6 protein-coding genes and 3 pseudogenes are annotated in these 18,157 nt (G+C 36.7%); 4 read left to right on the top strand and 5 right to left on the bottom strand.

Annotated features, from left to right (window positions below):
• A pseudogene (locus F6K23_RS37440) lies at window positions 1-200 on the bottom strand (hypothetical protein); the annotation flags it as partial.
• 426 nt (window positions 201-626) lie between these two features.
• On the opposite strand from F6K23_RS37440, the pseudogene F6K23_RS37435 reads away from it, so the two are divergent.
• The 4 genes and pseudogenes from F6K23_RS37435 to F6K23_RS37420 form a co-directional block, all read left to right on the top strand.
• Window positions 627-749: pseudogene (locus F6K23_RS37435) on the top strand (PD-(D/E)XK nuclease family transposase); the annotation flags it as partial.
• Between the two features lie 159 nt (window positions 750-908).
• Window positions 909-998, top strand: a pseudogene (locus tag F6K23_RS37430) (PD-(D/E)XK nuclease family transposase); the annotation flags it as partial.
• Window positions 999-1,314: 316 nt separating this feature from the next.
• On the top strand, window positions 1,315-5,784 hold the full coding sequence (locus F6K23_RS37425; RefSeq protein ID WP_293165826.1) for a GAF domain-containing protein: 4,470 nt from the start codon (window positions 1,315-1,317) through the stop codon (window positions 5,782-5,784).
• Window positions 5,785-5,826: 42 nt separating this feature from the next.
• Complete coding sequence (locus tag F6K23_RS37420; RefSeq protein ID WP_293165828.1) at window positions 5,827-7,626, top strand: GGDEF domain-containing response regulator; 1,800 nt, start codon at window positions 5,827-5,829, stop codon at window positions 7,624-7,626.
• Between the two features lie 149 nt (window positions 7,627-7,775).
• Here the strand turns inward: F6K23_RS37420 and F6K23_RS37415 are convergent, their stop codons facing one another.
• The 4 genes from F6K23_RS37415 to F6K23_RS37400 all read right to left on the bottom strand — a co-directional run.
• The gene (locus F6K23_RS37415) at window positions 7,776-9,851 is read right to left on the bottom strand and encodes a WD40 repeat domain-containing protein (protein WP_293165824.1); all 2,076 of its coding nucleotides are present in this window, start codon (window positions 9,849-9,851) and stop codon (window positions 7,776-7,778) included.
• 804 nt (window positions 9,852-10,655) lie between these two features.
• Complete coding sequence (locus tag F6K23_RS37410; RefSeq protein WP_293165822.1) at window positions 10,656-11,855, bottom strand: glycosyltransferase; 1,200 nt, start codon at window positions 11,853-11,855, stop codon at window positions 10,656-10,658.
• A 1,121-nt stretch (window positions 11,856-12,976) separates the two neighbouring features.
• Window positions 12,977-14,908, bottom strand: coding sequence for a S9 family peptidase (locus F6K23_RS37405; protein ID WP_293165820.1), 1,932 nt, complete (start codon window positions 14,906-14,908; stop codon window positions 12,977-12,979).
• A gap of 936 nt (window positions 14,909-15,844) precedes the next feature.
• A partial coding sequence (locus F6K23_RS37400) for an Ig-like domain-containing protein (RefSeq protein ID WP_293165818.1) occupies window positions 15,845-18,157 on the bottom strand: 2,313 nt, incomplete at its 5' end.

Below are 18,157 nucleotides of genomic sequence, written 5' to 3'. Positions count from 1 at the left end.
CTCCCCATCTCCCCATCTCCCAATCTCCCCATCTCCCAATCTCCCCATCTCCCCATCTCCCAATCTCCCCATCTCCCCATCTCCCAATCTCCCAATCTCCCCATCTCCCCATCTCCCAATCTCCCCATCTCCCACACTCCCCATCTCCCCATCTCCCACACTCCCCATCTCCCAATCTCCCCATCTCCCAATCTCCCCATCTAATTACACCGATGCTACCGGATTTGATATTAAGCCTTCCTGCCTGTTGCCAGATGAGCTGTTGCCTACCTTTGCTATACAATACCGATGCTACCGGACATGATATAACTAGGTTATTTCTTAGGAGTAAACCCACCCCTAACACATACCAGGATAGGAAGTAAGCGAGTCAGAATGAATAACTTTGATACTATTTATTAAGTTGTAATTTATCTTTTTCTCTTGGTGTGCGTTCCGCAAGCGAGCTGGCGTCGTCGCGGGGTCGCACCGCTTAGTCCAAGAGGCATCTCCTTTAAAGTATTTTAACTGCCCAAATTAATTCGTAAAATTCTTTTTCCAAATCGGTATAATTTTGCCAGTCAGCTATTTGACCGCAAGGGAAATTTCAGGTAACAATTAAAATTCAACTAGGAAGTTAAATTTTTATGAGGTTTATTAGTCCAAAAACCGATTATGCTTTTAAAAAAATATTCGGTTCCGATCAAAGTCAGGAAATTATAATTAGCTTGATAAATGCCATTATTTATCATGGGGAAAACAAGATTAAATCGAAGTTCCATAAAATCTGAAAACTGATTTTTCAGATTTTTATTTGGAGGAGTTATAAAATTTGAGCGAGGATATTTTTGATTTTACTATTTTCGATGATTTATCAAATTGGTTGGTATCTAAGTAGGTTGAAAATTAGAATTAAATCGGAGTTTACTATGAGATTTATTAGTCCAAAAACCGATTATGCTTTTAAAAAAATATTCGGTTCTGACCAAATTCAGAAAATTATTATTAGCTTTCTCAATTTTGTTTAATTAGGTATAAAAAAATTGTCCGATCTCCATAATTAATTACTAAATATTTTTAATTCTCTTCCCTCCTGAATTCTGACTCTTAACGAATTATACAGATTCTAATAAATTTGAGATGAGAGATGATTGATAATATCTCTCCTATTTTTCCTTAAATATTTCCATATATATATATAGATAAGTTTATTTCAGTATTCCCACTGTGTGGTTTATTGAATTGAGTTGATTTAGATATAATGTAACTGATCAATATTAATCATTCTATTAAAATGTAGATCTTGTTGTGTTGATACTTAATCGGTATTCTATTATGTGGGAAGTATTAATAACTTTATTTTCATCAAACCAATATATGCCTCATGGTCAGTGTTATCTGTGGCAGTCTCAACTTATCTGGTTACATCTTCTTAGCGATCTTCTGATTGGTTTGGCTTACTACTCCATACCAATTATATTAATATACTTTCTCCGCCAGCGAACAGATGTCCCATTTAAACGGATATTTTTCTTGTTTGGAGCTTTTATTATTTCCTGTGGCACAGGTCACCTGATGGAAGCCTGGATTCTTTGGCATCCAGCATACTGGATATCAGGGCTGATCAAAGCCTTTACTGCTTTAATATCAGTATACACTGCCATTGCTCTAGTGCAAATTATTCCTCTAGCGCTGGCCTTACCAAATCCTGGTCAACTAGGAGCCATTAATCAACAATTAGAAATAGAAGTAAGTCAAAGAGTAAAAGCTGAAAATACTCTAAAAAACTTGATTGTTGGTACAGCTTCAGTTACAGGAGAAAAATTCTTTTCTGCTCTAGTTCAACATTTAGCAAAAGCTTTGAATGTTAGGCACGCATTTGTATCACAATTTCCAGAAGATAGTTCAGAAGAACTCCAAACAGTAGCGTTTTTTGCTAAAGGAAACTTGGCAAAAAATATCAAGTATAAAATCGAAGGAACTCCTTGTGAACCTGTCATTAGAGAAGCAAAACTCAAGTTTTATCCTGACCAAGTTCAGAAAATTTTTCCCAAAGCATCTAGGTTAGTTGCAATGGGAGCAGCTTGTTATTTAGGAGTACCATTAATAAATGAACAAGAACAAGTAATAGGAGCATTATGTATTAATAACGATCAAACTTTAGATAACCCTGAAAATGCTATAGCCATTATGCGAGTATTTGCTGCTAGGGTGACAGCAGAATTACAACGTAAAAAAGCAGAATTTCAGCTCCAAAAAGCTTATGATGAATTAGAAAAAAGAGTTAAATTAGCAACTAAAAATTTGCAAAAACGTACTTCGGAATTAGTTCAAATCAATGCCGTCCTGGCAATAGAAATAAATGAAAGAAAAACGGCAGAATTAGCTTTAAAAAATAGTGAAACAATTTTAAAAAAAACACAATCAGGTTTATTAAAATTAGCAAAAAGCCAAAATTTATACAAAGGAAATCTTAGTGCAGCTCTAGCCGAAATAACTAAATTAGGCAGCCACACCCTGAATATAGAAAGAGTAAGTGTGTGGTTTTATAATGACGATAAATCAGAAATTAAATGTGCTGATTTATATGAAATGAGTCTAGATAAACATAGTCAAGGAATAATTCTTTCTAAAGATAACTATCCTCAATACTTTGAAGCTATAGAAACAGAAAAATTAATCGCTGCTTCAGATGCTCATAAAGACCGTAGAACTCAAGAATTCAGTGATTCCTATCTAACACCACTTTCAATTTATTCAATGTTAGATTCTCCCATTCATCTACAGGGCAAAATTGTCGGAGTTATTTGTTTAGAGCAAACTCAAACTCAAAGAAATTGGACGATAGAAGAACAAAATTTTGCTAGTTATATGGCATATATGACAGCTCTAGCAATAGAATCACACGACCGCAAACAAGCAGAAGCAGCATTAAGCTCAAGCCAACGTTTAGTCGAAAAAATCACCCATACTTGTCCCAGTCTTCTGTACATATACGACCTAGTTGAGCAGAAAAATGTCTATACTAATCGTTCAATTCAAGATATGCTTGGCTATACAGAATCAGAAATTCAAGAAATGGGGGAAAATTTATTACAAAATTTGATGCACCCCGATGATTTTGCGAGAATGCCTCAATACCATCAAAAAATTATGATGGGAGCAGATGGTGATATCTTTGAATTTGAATATCAAATAAGATGTCGCAAAGGGAAATGGATATGGCTATTTAGTAGAGAGACCATCTTTAGTAGAACAGAGTCAGGAGGAGTCAAACAAATCATTGGTACAGCTACCGACATTACTGGAAGTAAACTAGCAGAAGCTAAACTACAAGCTAGCCAAAAGTTTTTGGAGCGAGTTATTAACTCAGTAGCTGACCCCATATTTGTTAAAGACCGCCAGCACCGTTGGCAAATTGTTAATAATGCTTTTTGTCAGATGGTCGGAGCTTCGCAAAAAGAGTTGCTTGGCAAATCTGACTACGAATTTTTCCAAAAATCTGAAGCAGATGTTTTTTGGAGAAATGACAGCATTGTCTTTGAGAATGGAATAGAACAGGAAAGTGAAACAAAATTAACAAATATTGCTGGTAAAGTTCATTATCTATCAACAAAAAAGGTTTCCACTACTGATAGCTTTGGTAATCAAGTATTAGTTGGTGTGATTCGAGATATAACGCAACAAAAACAAATTGAGTTAACCCTCCGACAAACAGCAGAGCGAGAGTCTGCTCTAGCTACAGTAATTCAGAAAATGCACCAGTCTATAGATTTAGAAACAATCTTCAAAGCTACAACTGAAGCACTACGACAGGTAGTTAAAGGCGATCGCTGTGTTGTCTATCAATTCCATCCTGACTGGAGTGGGGAATTTGTGGCTGAGTCGGTAGACCAGAAATGGACTTCTGTATTAGCATCACAAAAGCGTTCCTTAGCATCCGAAGTAGCAGTCGATAAAAATGAATGTGTAGTTAAAACTTTTGCCAGTGTTAATCAGACGGTACAATATACCGACACTTATCTACAAGAGACTCAAGGCGGTGTTTATAGTCAAGGAATAAAATATACATCCGTAGCAGATATTTACAAATCTGGATTTGATTCATGTTACCTAGAATTCTTAGAGCAATTTCAAGTAAGAGCTTATATTACTGTTCCGATATTTTCTGGTACTCAGTTATGGGGACTATTAGCAATTTATCAAAATACAGGTCCGCGCTCATGGCAAGAATCAGAAATTAGTCTAGTGGTTCAAATAGGCACTCAGTTAGGAGTAGCTGTGCAGCAAGCAGAACTACTTACTTATACCCAAAGACAAGCAGCAGAATTGAAACAGGCAAAAGAAAATGCTGATGCAGCCAATTATGCGAAAAGTGAATTTCTGGCTAATATGAGCCATGAATTACGCACACCTCTAAATGCTATTCTTGGTTTTACTCAACTAATGAATAGGGATGAAAATTTATCTTTAGATCATCAAAAATATCTAGAAATTATTAGTCATAGTGGAGAACATTTACTAGCATTAATTAATGATATTCTTGAAATGTCAAAAATAGAATCGGGACGAATAGAACTAAATGAAAATAATTTTAATTTTCATAGTCTATTAGATGGCTTGGAAAAAATGTTACAGTTAAAAGCTCAATTAAAAGGCTTAGAGTTAAAATTTGAGCGTTCTTCAGCAATTCCTGAATGGATTAAAACTGATGAAAATAAATTACGTCAAGTATTAATTAATCTCATTAGTAATGCCATTAAATTCACAAAAAAAGGCAGCATTACACTTAATATTTCCTTAGTCACTCATATGAAAGATGAGGAACTAGAAACATACTCCTCTGTGGCTCAGATTATTTTTTCCATCACAGATACTGGAAAGGGTATTGCTTCAAATGAGTTAAATAAATTATTCAAGCCTTTTAGTCAAACTTTAACTGGTTATGAATCCAAAGAAGGGACGGGTTTAGGTTTAGCAATTAGTCAAAAATTTGTACAATTAATGAAGGGAGAAATAACTGTAAATAGTATAGTTGGTAAGGGAAGTAAATTTACTTTTGATATTCAAGCAGAGATAGTAGAAGCATCTTTAACAACAGAAAATAAATATTCAGAAGAAATAATTATTGGTCTGGACTTTGACCAACCTCAATATCGTATTTTAATTGCGGAGGATAGAAATACTAATCGTTTGTTATTGGTCAAGTTACTTACATCTGTTGGCTTTGCTGTTCAAGAAGCTGAGAATGGTAAACAAGCCATAGAAATTTGGCATAGTTGGCAACCTCACTTAATCTTAATGGATATGCGAATGCCTGTAATGAATGGCTATGAAGCAACTACAAATATTAGAAATCAATTAAAAGATGGAGCGACTAAAATTATTGCTCTTACTGCTAGTGCATTTGAAGAAGACAAACGTACAATTTTATCAGTAGGATGTGATGATTTTGTGAGAAAGCCATTTCGAGAGTCAGAATTATTAAGAACAATTGGCAAACATTTAGAGGCAAAATATATTTATGCAACAAAAAAAATTAACAATGAAAATATCAATCAAAATTCTCCAGAAAAAATACTAAATTATTCTGAAATAACTGCTAGGATTGCTAAGATGTCTTTAGAGTGGATCAAAAAATTAAACCATGCTGCATCTATGGGTTCTGATGATGAAATTTTCCAACTGCTTAAGCAAATTCCCCAAGAAGAGAAAACTCTTACTACAGCCTTAAATGATTTGGTTGAAGACTTTCGATTTGACATAATTATAGATTTAACAAAACATTCAGAAAGCTCTAAATAATTAACAATGGAAAATTCAAAACAACAAGATAAAATACTAAATATGAACAAAACTCCAGCAGATATCCTAATTGTTGATGATACGCCAGAAAACTTGCGCCTTTTATCCCGAATGCTAACAAAGCAAGGGTATAATGTTCGCAAGGCAATTAGTGGACAAATGGCACTGAGGGCGGTAAACACTGCACCCCCCAATCTCATTTTGCTAGATATTATGATGCCACAGGTAGATGGCTATGAAGTTTGTCAACAGTTAAAAAATAATCCTCAGACCTGTGAAATTCCGATAATTTTCCTCAGCGCACTTGATGATGTAATTGATAAAGTTAAAGCATTTAAAGTAGGAGGGGTAGATTATATTACTAAACCATTTCACCTAGAAGAAGTTTTAATCCGAATTCAAAATCAATTATCACTACAAGCTGCAGAAAAAGAAGTTCTCCTACTCAATACTCAACTAGAAATGAGAGTGCAAGAGCGTACAAAGCAGCTAGAGGAAGCTAATGCCAAATTACTTGAAATGGCGCTTCACGATAGTTTGACAGGATTAGCAAATCGGGTTTTATTCATGGACCGTCTAAAACAAGCTCTTGATTATACTCAAGTCAATTCAGAATATAAGTTTGCCGTGATGTTTCTAGATTGCGATCGCTTTAAAGTAGTTAATGATTCTCTTGGCCATCTAGTAGGAGATGAATTACTCATAGCAATTTCTGGTCGCTTACAAAAAGTACTTAAACCAGAAGATACCTTAGCAAGACTAGGAGGAGATGAATTTGGTATTCTACAAATCAATATTCAAGATATAGATCCTGCTGTGAACTTAGCAAATCAAATATTTGAACTTCTATCTTATCCATTTAAGCTGCTCAGACATGAAGTTTTTATTAATGCTAGTATTGGCATTACTTTAGGCAATAATAACTATGAAAAACCAGAATATTTATTAAGAGATGCAGACACAGCAATGTATCAAGCTAAAGCATCAGGGAAAGCAAGGTATCATATCTTCACTCCAGAAATGCATAATTCTGCTCTCCAACTTTTGCAGTTAGAAACAGACTTACGCCGAGCAATTAATCAACAAGAATTTATTGTTTATTATCAACCAATTATTGAATTTAATACAGGTAAAATAACAGGTTTTGAAGCACTGGTACGTTGGTATCATCCTCAACGTGGTATAGTTTCACCAGGATTATTTATTCCGATAGCAGAAGAAACAGGTTTAATTAACCCCCTTGGCAATTTAGTAATGCGGGAGGCGTGTCATCAGCTATACAAATGGCAGCAGCAAAAAATTACTGATTATCCTCTGACGATGAGTATTAATTTATCAGTACGACAATTTGCCCAACCAAATTTGATTGAACAAGTCGATAAAATTCTGACAGAAACACAAGTAAATCCTCAAAATATTAAATTAGAAATTACAGAAAGTGCTATAATGGAAAATACAAAAACTGCTGATATATTACTCAAAAAACTTAGAGAAAGATATATAAAACTGTGTATAGATGATTTTGGTACTGGTTATTCTTCACTCAGTTATTTACATTTATTTCCTGTAGATACCCTCAAAATAGACCGCTCTTTTATCTGGTCAATTGATGATAAATCGACTGATTTAGGACTTGTTCCAGCAATTATTAGTATTGCTAAAACTATGAGAATGAATGTAGTTGCTGAAGGTATAGAAACACCTATACAATTCAAACAACTAAAAAAATTAAAATGTGACTTTGGTCAAGGATTTTTATTTTCTAAACCTCTAGAAGCAGAAAAAATTACTCAATTACTGAAGACAAATCCCCAGTGGCAGTGTTCAACAATGAATAATTAATAATTAATAATTAATAATTAACAATTACCATGTCCGTTTGAATAATTAGGGTTTGCTGAAAAAGTCTTTTTAGGGAGTGGGGGAGTGGGAAACTAGAGAGTAGTCAGGAGAAACAGAGAATTACACAGGAGGTAGTCGGTGCGTTCTGATTAACTAACTTGCCACAAACGAACAACACCGTAGCGACCACTAGATGCCAAAAAGTTGCCATTTGGAGAAAATGCAATACTATTAACAATATTAGTATGTCCAAATAAAATTCTCAGGGACTTACCAGTACTAACATCCCATAAACGAACAGTTTGGTCATCACTTCCAGACGCCAATATTTTACCATCAGCAGAAAAAGCAACTCGATTAATTATACTCTGATGTCCTATTAACAGTCTGCTCATTTTTCCCGTGGCAATATCCCACAACCGTATAGTTTTCTCTCCACCTGCAGATGCTAATAACTTACCATCTGGGGAAAAGGCAACTGTTTTAACATACATTGTATGTCCATTGAAAATTTTCAGAGGTTTACCATTGCTAGTATTCCATAACCGGACTGTTTTATCAGCACTTCCAGATGCCAACATTTTACCATCTTTGGAAAAAACAACACTCCAGACTAAATCTTCATGGCCTGCGAGCAGTGCTAACTTCCTACCAGTAAATACATCCCATAATATTAATGTTTCTTCGCGACTACCAGATGCTAGTAACTTGCCACTGGCAGAAAAAGCTACACTTTTAACTACATCTGTATGTCCTGTCAAAACTCGTATTTGTTTTCCAGTAATAGCATTCCACAAACGCACGTTAGTATCATCACTAGCAGATGCTAATAACTTACCATCTGGGGAAAAAGCCAAACTACCGATTAAACTTTCATGTCCTTTGAGAATGCGTAGTTGTTCCCCAGAAGTAGTATTCCATAAGCGGATGTTTTTATCCCAACTTCCTGATACTAAGGTTTTGCTGTCGGGAGAAAAAGCAATACTTTCTACTCTATTCATAAACCCCTGAATTAAGTGTTCTAATTCCCCAGTGTTAACATTCCATAAACGCACAGTTTCATCTCCACTGCCTGATATTAATAAACTGCCATCGGGGGAGAAAGCAACACTGTTAACAAAACTTGTATGTCCCGTAATTAGTTGTAACTGTTTTCCTGTAGTTACATCCCATAAGCGCAAATTGTGTTCATCACCTGCGGATACTAATAATTTGCTATCTGGAGAGAATGCAAGATCATATATTTTACAACTATGACCCTGTAAAACTAGCAGTAATTGACCAGAAGCAACATCCCAGAGACGTACAGTTTCATCCCAACTGCCTGATGCTAATATTTTGCCATCTGGAGAAAAAGCCACCATTGTCACCCGACCTTGATGCCCTGACAACAGTCGTATTTGTTTGCCAGTGGCAACATCCCACAAACGTACAGTTTCATCCCAACTGCCTGATGCTAGTATTTTGCCATCTGGGGAAAAAGCAACTGTTTCGACTCGTTTAATATTTTCTTGGAGAACTTGTATTTGTTTGCCAGAAGCAACATCCCAGAGACGTACAGTTTCATCCCAACTGCCTGATGCTAATATTTTGCCATCTGGTGAGAAAGCAACATTGTTAATTGGAGAAATATGTCCTTTTAATTCTGCTAATAATTGACCTGTGCGTAAATTCCATAAATATATATTTGGATCTGCTCCTATAGCTAGCAAGTTATGACGAGAATTAATAGCACCACACCTAGCAGGGCAGTCTATTTCCCATAATATATTTTCACTCAAACCTATGTGAAACAAGGTGGCACCACCAGCACTACAGACAAGAATTAAATTATTTTTTAAAGGTATTATATCTGTAATAAATCCACGCCCTAAACGTTTTTTCATCCCTTGATTAACTAATTCTGGTAAAGCAACGGAGCGAGGATATTGTAATAATTCTTCTTTTTGTTTTTCTGTGGCTTTTTCCCAGAGTAAATTATGTGCTGTCCATTGCACTATTCCTGTTTCTGTTTGAACAATTGGCGTAACAAGTTTTATGCCTTCAAAACCAAATTTAAGTGCTTCTCTAACAGCAGCTATTCTTTGTTCTTGGGAGTTATTATTGGTAAGTTTAGCTTTGAGAAGCTGCAATTTTTTCAGAGTTTCTGTATCCTTTGGAGTAGATGTAGATTGTCCGCTAGAGATTAAATTATCAAAAGACTTATTTTGTGGGTTATTATTCATTGTTTATAGCTGATTGACTTAATACCATTGTATTTAATTTTATGGAAAAAGGAAGAGGGAAGAGGGAAGAAGCAAGAAGCAAGAAGCAAGAAGAAGGTTGTATTTTTTTATTGTGTGGTTCAAATACCTGAAACTTACTATGATTTATATCAATAAATTTGTTTATTGACAAGTATTTCCTGCGGAATTCTGCGCAAACAGCTATTAGCATTTCCTACGGAATGCTCCGCAAACAGATGCATGAACGTAATAACTTATTAAGGTTAGCTTGTTACTTTTTTCGGCGTTGGTGAAAAGAGGTATGATATCTTGTCCGGATAAGAGCGCGAACAAAAAAACTCTCTCCTTCTACTACTCTTTCTTCTTCTTTCTTCTCTCCTGACTCAGTCCTTCCCCTCCTGGGAGGGGTTATACCAGTTTGAAAAAAGAATGCTATAAAAACTACATCTCGATCGGATCTGCTTAAAAATAACTTCTCCAATTAATTTTAGATGGTTATATCTATCGTTTTCCCTTTTTTTTCAATATTTATTCCTTCTTCCTTCTTGCTTCTTCCTTCTTTCGTACGGACGTTGCATGCAACGTCTCTACTATTTGTAACAAACGTTGATCAAATTGGTATTAGGGGTGGGTTGACTCCTAAATAATGCGCGATTAATATCATACACGCGCTTCACCAACGCCCTTTTTTCTTTCCTGTGGAATGCTGCCCAAACATAATTTTGAATTCTCCTTCTAAGATAATAAGTTAATAACTGATAACTGATAGCTAATAGCTGACTGCTGACTGCTGAATGCTTACGTTTATTGTTGAGATTTTTCTGGTGAATAAGTTCGTCCTTTCCAATGACTACCCCGCCCTCGCAAGTGTCGCCAAGCTGAATCTATGGTAATTAATGTATAGATCAAAGCAACAGTTGGTAAACTCATTGCATAGATTGGTGAAAGTTGATAAAATCTGACAATAGGTAAGTAAGCTAAAAACATTAATATTCTTGCCAAAAAAGCGATCGCTACTATTTCCCACCAACTAAAAATTACTCCTAAAATTATTCCTAATGAGGGAACTAAATAAATTAATTTCATCCCTATTACTGTTGCGACTAACAGCAGTGGTGAATAATTTAGCTGAGTAAAAGCAGTACGAACAATCATACTCCAAATACTAAATAAATCAGGATAGGAACGTCTACTTTTCGTGTCTGAAGTTAACCCTAACCAAATCTTTTTATTTGTTGATTTTTGTTTGACTGCTGTAGCTAAAGAACAATCATCTATTAAAGCATTTCTAATAACTTCTATTCCTCCAATTTCATCTAAAACTTGGTTACGAATTAATATACAACCTCCAGCAGCTGCAGCAGTAGAATTTTGCGGATTATTTACCCATCTAAATGGATATAATTTTTGGAAAAAAAATACAAATGCCGGAATCATTAATTCTTCCGTTAAAGTTTGGCATTGCAGCTTCACCATTAAAGAAACTAAGGCTAAATTTTCTTGTTCCGCTTTAATAATAAGTTGACGAATATTTGTGGAGCTATGTTCAATATCTGCATCAGTAAAAAGAAAATAATCTGGGGCTGGAGTTTGTTGTTTTGCATAATTAATTCCTTGATTAATTGCCCATAATTTTCCACTCCAACCACTAGATAAATTTCCTGCTGAAATTACTTCTAGTTTAGTTAAATCATCATTTTTTTGAGCTATAAAATTCGCCACATTAGCTGTATTATCTTTGCTATTGTCGTCCACCAATATAATCTTGAAATTCCCTGGATAATCTTGATTTAATAAGGATTTTAGTGTCGTTCTCAATAATTTTGCTTCATTTCTAGCAGGAATAATCGCAGAAATTGACGGCCAATATTGAATTTTTCTAATTTCTGTTTCTGATATTGGTAATAATCGTCGATCTGCTAACCAAAATTTGCCTCTAAAAAGTAATAAATATATCCATATTATCAGATTTAAAATAATCGTTATTAATAAAATTTTGTGCATAAATTCACCCTGAATTATAAGTTTAAAAATACTTGAAAAATGTTGTAAATTTTAGACGAATAACCTAGGATATCAAACTATTTTAATAAAGATGTGAAATACTTCAATCATTCTAAAGTTATACCGTTAAAATCATACATCGAGTGCTTCAAGAATGCGCGAATGCGCGAATGCGCGAATTACCTCTCCTTGAAAAGAAGAGGATTGGGTTAAAAGGAATTTTTTTCTTCTCTTGGTCGATGGTCGGACAGCGCAGGTTTCGGAGCCATCCCATCCTACGGAATGCTTTCCTTACGGAATGCTATCGCAAACGCAAACGACCGCTTTTTTCTTCATGAATGGAGAGGCTTTATACCTTAATTTTTCGGTAATTTTTAGGTCCCCTCGTGAGGTGTAAGACGAACTTGATTTTTTAATGTGTGGCGCTATATCTGATAAATTCCTCCTGACTCTCTTTAATATCATGTTTCTTTGAATAACCACAATAAAAAATTTAGGAAGTAGGGAGTAGAGAACAAAGGGAATTTTGTTTGCGGAGCATTCCACACCGAAAAAATATTCTCTCTCAAGAGAAGAACATTGTGATTATGGCTAATTAATTAGACTTGATATAAAAAAGGGGAAACTGCTTTAAAAGAGGGAATTATATTTATGTCTGCTTAATTAGCGATAAAAAATTTTCTCCTATCTTAATTCTTCTTTACCTTTTTTCTCCTCCTGCTCCCTACTCCTTGCTCACTTAATTTATAACTATTGTATGATATCAAATACGTTTGATTGGACATAAAAAAAATCTCCAATTGTCATGACTACTAAGTCAAAGTGATTCTCTCTCCTCCTGTACGTTGCCCTACTGACGGCTCCCCTACCTGAGTTCTGACTCCTGACTTAACCAAACTGTTTAACCGGGTTTGATATGAGGAACTAAAGCTACAGCCGAAAACGCCGACATATTTGTGCAACATTCCGGTAGGAAAAAGCGGAGTGGCTCTGCAAGAGTGGGTCTCTTCGCTATCCCTCAACCGCTTTTCCGTTTTAAAGTCTCTCCTTTAAACCTAAAATTATGAGGTAAAATGTCGTTACCTACAAGCTAAAACCTACTACCTACCACCTTCTTCTTCCTAGAGATTAATAATTTCTACCTCCTGTAAATTATCAGCAGGTGTAAATCCAAATACACGGGAGTAAAAATAAAATTCCCCATCTAAAGCTCGTTTAATATTCTCTGAACGACGAAACCCATGTTGTTCTTCTGGAAAGGCAACATAAGCCACTGATAATCCTTTTTGCTTTAAAGCTTTTAACATTATTTCTGCTTGATTTGGTGGCACAATTTTATCTTCTAAACCTTGGAAAAAAATCACAGGACAAGACAAAAGCTCAGTAAAGTTAATAGGCGATCGCTGTTTGTATAAATCTTTTTTTTCAGGATAAGGCCCAATCAATCCATCTAAATAACGAGATTCAAACTTATGAGTATCTGTTGCTAAAGCCTCTAGATCGCTAACTCCATAATAACTAGCACCAGCCTTAAAAACATCCTTAAAAGTTAACGCACATAAAGTAGTGTAACCTCCTGCACTACCACCAGAAATAGCCATACGATTACTATCAACTAAACCCCGTTTAGCTAAATATTGAGCGCCATTAACACAATCATCAACATCAACAATTCCCCAGTTATCTTTTAGTCTTTGCTGATACTCTCGTCCATAGCCAGTGCTACCTCCATAATTAACATCAAGTAGGGCAAAACCACGGCTTGTCCAATATTGAATTTTTAAGCTTAAACTACTAGAAGTTGCTGCCGTAGGGCCACCATGACTTTTGACTAAAAGAGGTGGTTTTTCTGATGTTATTTCTGTGTAATCTTGGTTAGTTGGTGGGTAGAATAAACCATAAGCAGTCTTCCCATTTTCAGTAGGAAATTCTATTGATTGAGGAATAGATAAATAACCTGAATTAATCTCTAAATCTGTAGAACGTTTTAAGATTTTAATAGCACCTGTAGATAGATTTATCTGTACAATTTCAGTGGGTTTTGTTGGAGAACTTCCCAGAAAATAAACTTGCTCTCCTTTGGCTTTCAAAGAACCCATAGAAGTATAGGGTATTTCTATTTGCTGTAGATGTTTTTTCGTAGTATTAAGAGTTGCTAAATGCCAAATTCCATTCTGAGTAAAAGTGCAAATAATTTTATTTGCTGCTGTAAAGCCATAAGTAGACATTCCAAATACCCATTGTGGCGTTCCAAACTCTGCATTTAAAGGATATAATGGCTCTATATTTACCATTTCAGTTCCTGAAACGCGATAAATATTCCACCATTTAGAGCGATCGCTAACAAAATATAAAATTCCTTCTGGCGACCATTCCGGTTGAAAAATTGATTCTTCTTTGCCACCTGCAACTAATTGAGCTTCTCCTAATAAACCATTTGCGTTAATCTGAGCTACCCATAACTCAGTACCATCCCAAGGCATATTAGGATGATTCCAACTTATCCAACAAAGTCGCTCACCATCTGGACTCAGACGTGGCGAAGCATAAAAATCATTACCCTCCACTAATATCTGAATATCTGCCTCATTTTCGATACTGATACTAACTATCCTATTTATAGCTTCCCCTCCTTTAGTATGATCTTCCTGAATACAAATTAGGCGATCGCGCTGTTTATCCATCACAGCATCAGCATAACGACAGTTTACTTCTGGAGTTAAAGGTTGAGGAGCTGCATCTGATGTTTGGCGGTAGAGACGTTGGTCAGCAAAATTAGAAAAATAAATCGTGCCATCTGTCACCAAAAATGCACCACCTCCGTATTCATGAACTCTGGTGCGGACATTAAAAGGCGGGGGAGTGATGTCAGTTGTCTGTCCATCTGGAGTGTGACGAACAATTACATTTCGTCCACCTTCTGAGGGTCGTCCCTCGATCCAGTAGACATCCTCACCATCAATGGCAATACTGCTAAGTCCAATTGTCCCTGCCACAATCAAATCAGCAGTGATGGGAGATTTCCAAGAGCCATAAGGTGCTATTTCTTTCATAGTTGAAAATTAATATTATAGATTATAGAGTAATATTTACTACTAATTGTGTCATTGTCAGTCACTAAGTCCTAAATATTCAGTTTCATTTAATAATAGGACAATATAATTTTGACTTAACTACTGCCACTCAACCTACAATGCTAATACAACCGAATCATATCGACTGGAAAAAAGTTTGTTAAATTGTAATCTATTTTTTAAGTATCTAATTTTATCTTTTGGGAAAAAAGGCGATCGCTTTTAGTTAATTATTGCTGTTGTAGTTAATCATTACGATAGTTCTAACTCCTCCCTTATTATTTATCATATCAAATCCGTTTAATTCGGCACGTAAAAAATGTTCCATCTTCAACCATTACCAAATATTTCTAGATCTCCCCATCTCCCTATCTCCCCATCTCCCTATCTCCCCATCTCCCTATCTCCCCATCTCCCCATCTCACCATCTAATTACCGAAAAATTGTGGGTATGCGCCTCCCCTTGGATAGGGGATAATAAGCGGTCGTTTGCGCAGCATTCCGTAGGATGGGATGGCGAGGTCTCCTCGCCATATCCAATCGACTCCTGTGAAGAAAAATTTTCATGAATTTGTCAATCCTCTTCTTTTCAAGGAGAGGTAATTATATCATGTCCGGATAATAGCGTGATAAAAAAACTTTCTCTTCATTTATAGCTTAAAATTCCCTCCTCATAACTCATAACTCATAACTCATAACTCCTCCATTTTTATTTATAACTATTCAACCGGACATGATATTATTCATTATTAATTGTTGAAACCGATGCTACCGGATTTGATATCACTATTCAACCGGACATGATATAACAAGGAACATTAAAGCGTAGTGCAAACTTTAGGGGCACAATATAACCCATACTATGCCCCTACCTCAAATTATGTGAGGTTGTAGACTATTCTCATTTATTAGATGTTAGATGAAAAAGGAATCATTGAGAGTAGTTAAGCGAGATGCTATTTGCTCTGAGGTCGCAGACAAATTTTCTAGAGTTACTAGAAGTTGATCGTTCCAAAGAATAGAAATGTTTTCTCCCACAGTCTCAATTGTTAAGCTCTGTTCATCAATACTAAGTCCATCACCTAATACGAGGAAGTCTTGATTAATATTGAAGTCAGTGATGATATCTACTCCTTGGTTAAAGTTGACTAGGAAGCGATCGCCACCACTACCTCCAGTGAAAGTATCATCACCTTCCCCACCACTAAAGAAGTCATCACCTGCTTCTCCCAGGAGAGAATCATTTCCTAATGAACCAAACAAGCTGTCGTTATCTTCACCACCTAACATAGTGTCATTATCACCTTCACCAAATAATTGATCGTCACCTTGATTGCCAAATATCAGATCGTCTCCTGCTCCACCAAACAACTCGTCTTGCTGATCTTGTGTGCCAACTGCTGCTGAAAGTCCTGGGTTATCTCCATAGAGAGTATCATTACCCTCACAACCACAGAGAGTATCATTACCTTGATCGCCAAACAGAAGGTCATCTCCTGACTGACCATATATTAAGTCATCACCCTTACCACCTCGTGAAGTATCATTGTCTTCACCACCAAGGATAGTATCTGCAGCATAGTTACCACTGAGGAAGTCATTTCCGACACCCCCAGAAATAAAGTCTTGTCCTGATACATCAGGATCGGTAACACTATTGTTGCCACCATAGATTACATCATCTCCTTCCTCTCCTAAGAGGGTATCGTTTCCTTGGTCGCCAAAAATTGAATCATCATCCTTACCACCATAGATGAAATCATCTTGTTTACCACCGTACATGAGATCGTTTCCACGACTGCCTTGCATGATATCGTCACCTCGACCGCCATAAACAGAATCTTCTCCTACTTCCTCTTCTGATGAACTTGAACTAGGGTCACCAACAATTTGATCGTCACCATTTTCACCCATTAGTAGGTCGTTCCCCTCCTGTCCGAAAATAGTATCTGATTCTTTTCCACCACGGACTTCATCATTATCCTTACCACCCATGAGCATATCATTGTGACGGTTGCCGTTGAGGAAGTCATTACCCCTTCCACCATTCATAGTATCGCTACCAGCAAAGTCTTTGTCAGTACCACCAGCAGTACCACCCCAGAGGGTATCATCATCATTGTCACCTAGAACGAGATCGTTGCCAATATCACCCCAAATAACATCATCTTGCTTACCACCACGACCTGTATCGTCTTCTTTTCCTAAGTTAATAATATCCTCTTGTTCTTTGCCGTTAACAAAGTCAGAACCACGGTTAGCAAAAATTAAGTCTTCACCCTCACCACCATAAATAATATCATTGCTATCAAGACCTTCTACTGTGTCATTTCCACCCAAAGCATCAAAAGCTTGTCTTTGTCTGATGCTGATATTTGTAATCAATTCACTTGCTTCTGTACCGAAGAATAATTCTTCAAATAGATTTGTTTCGTCGATAACTATAGAGGGTAAAATAGGTAAATCTACAAGTTCTATAGTTGGAGGAGGAGGACACGAGCGATCTTCATTTATAGGAGTAGGTTCTGGAGTTGGTTCTGGAGTTGGTTCTGGAGTTGGTTCTGGAGTTGGTTCTGGAGTTGGTTCTGGAGTTGGTTCTGGAGTTGGTTCTGGAGTTGGTGCTGGAGTTGGTTCTGGAGTTGGTTCTGGAGTTGGTTCTGGAGTTGGTTCTGGAGTCGGTGCTGGAGTCGGTTCTGGAGTCGGTGCTGGAGTCGGTGCTGGAGTTGGTGCTGGAGTTGGTTCTGGAGTCGGTGCTGGAGTCGGTGCTGGAGTTGGTGCTGGAGTCGGTGCTGGAGTTGGTGCTGGAGTTGGTGCTGGAGTCGGTGCTGGAGTCGGTGCTGGAGTCGGTGCTGGAGTTGGTGCTGGAGTTGGTGCTGGAGTCGGTGCTGGAGTCGGTGCTGGAGTCGGTGCTGGAGTTGGTGCTGGAGTCGGTGGTGGAGTCCCTATAACATCAATAGAAATATTAGCAGGGTCTAAAGGGTTACCATTAGGGTCATCCGCTACATAAGGAATACTCACTTCTCCTGTAAATCCTGGAGAAGGAGTGAATGTCACATTACCATCATCATCTACTTCAAAGGTGCCTTGCTCTGGTATTTCTAATGTTTTCTGAATTCCTGGAGTATCTGGATCGAGGTCTATGGAAGTGAGGTCTATGGGAGTATCGTTATCAGCAATATTCAGGGTGACAGGAGTATCAATGGGAGTAGTTGCGCTGTCATTGTCTAG

Source organism: Okeania sp. SIO2C9 (assembly GCF_010672455.1).
In the GTDB taxonomy this organism is placed as follows: Bacteria; Cyanobacteriota; Cyanobacteriia; order Cyanobacteriales; family Microcoleaceae; genus Okeania.
This window is presented reverse-complemented; position numbering and strand designations above follow the sequence as displayed.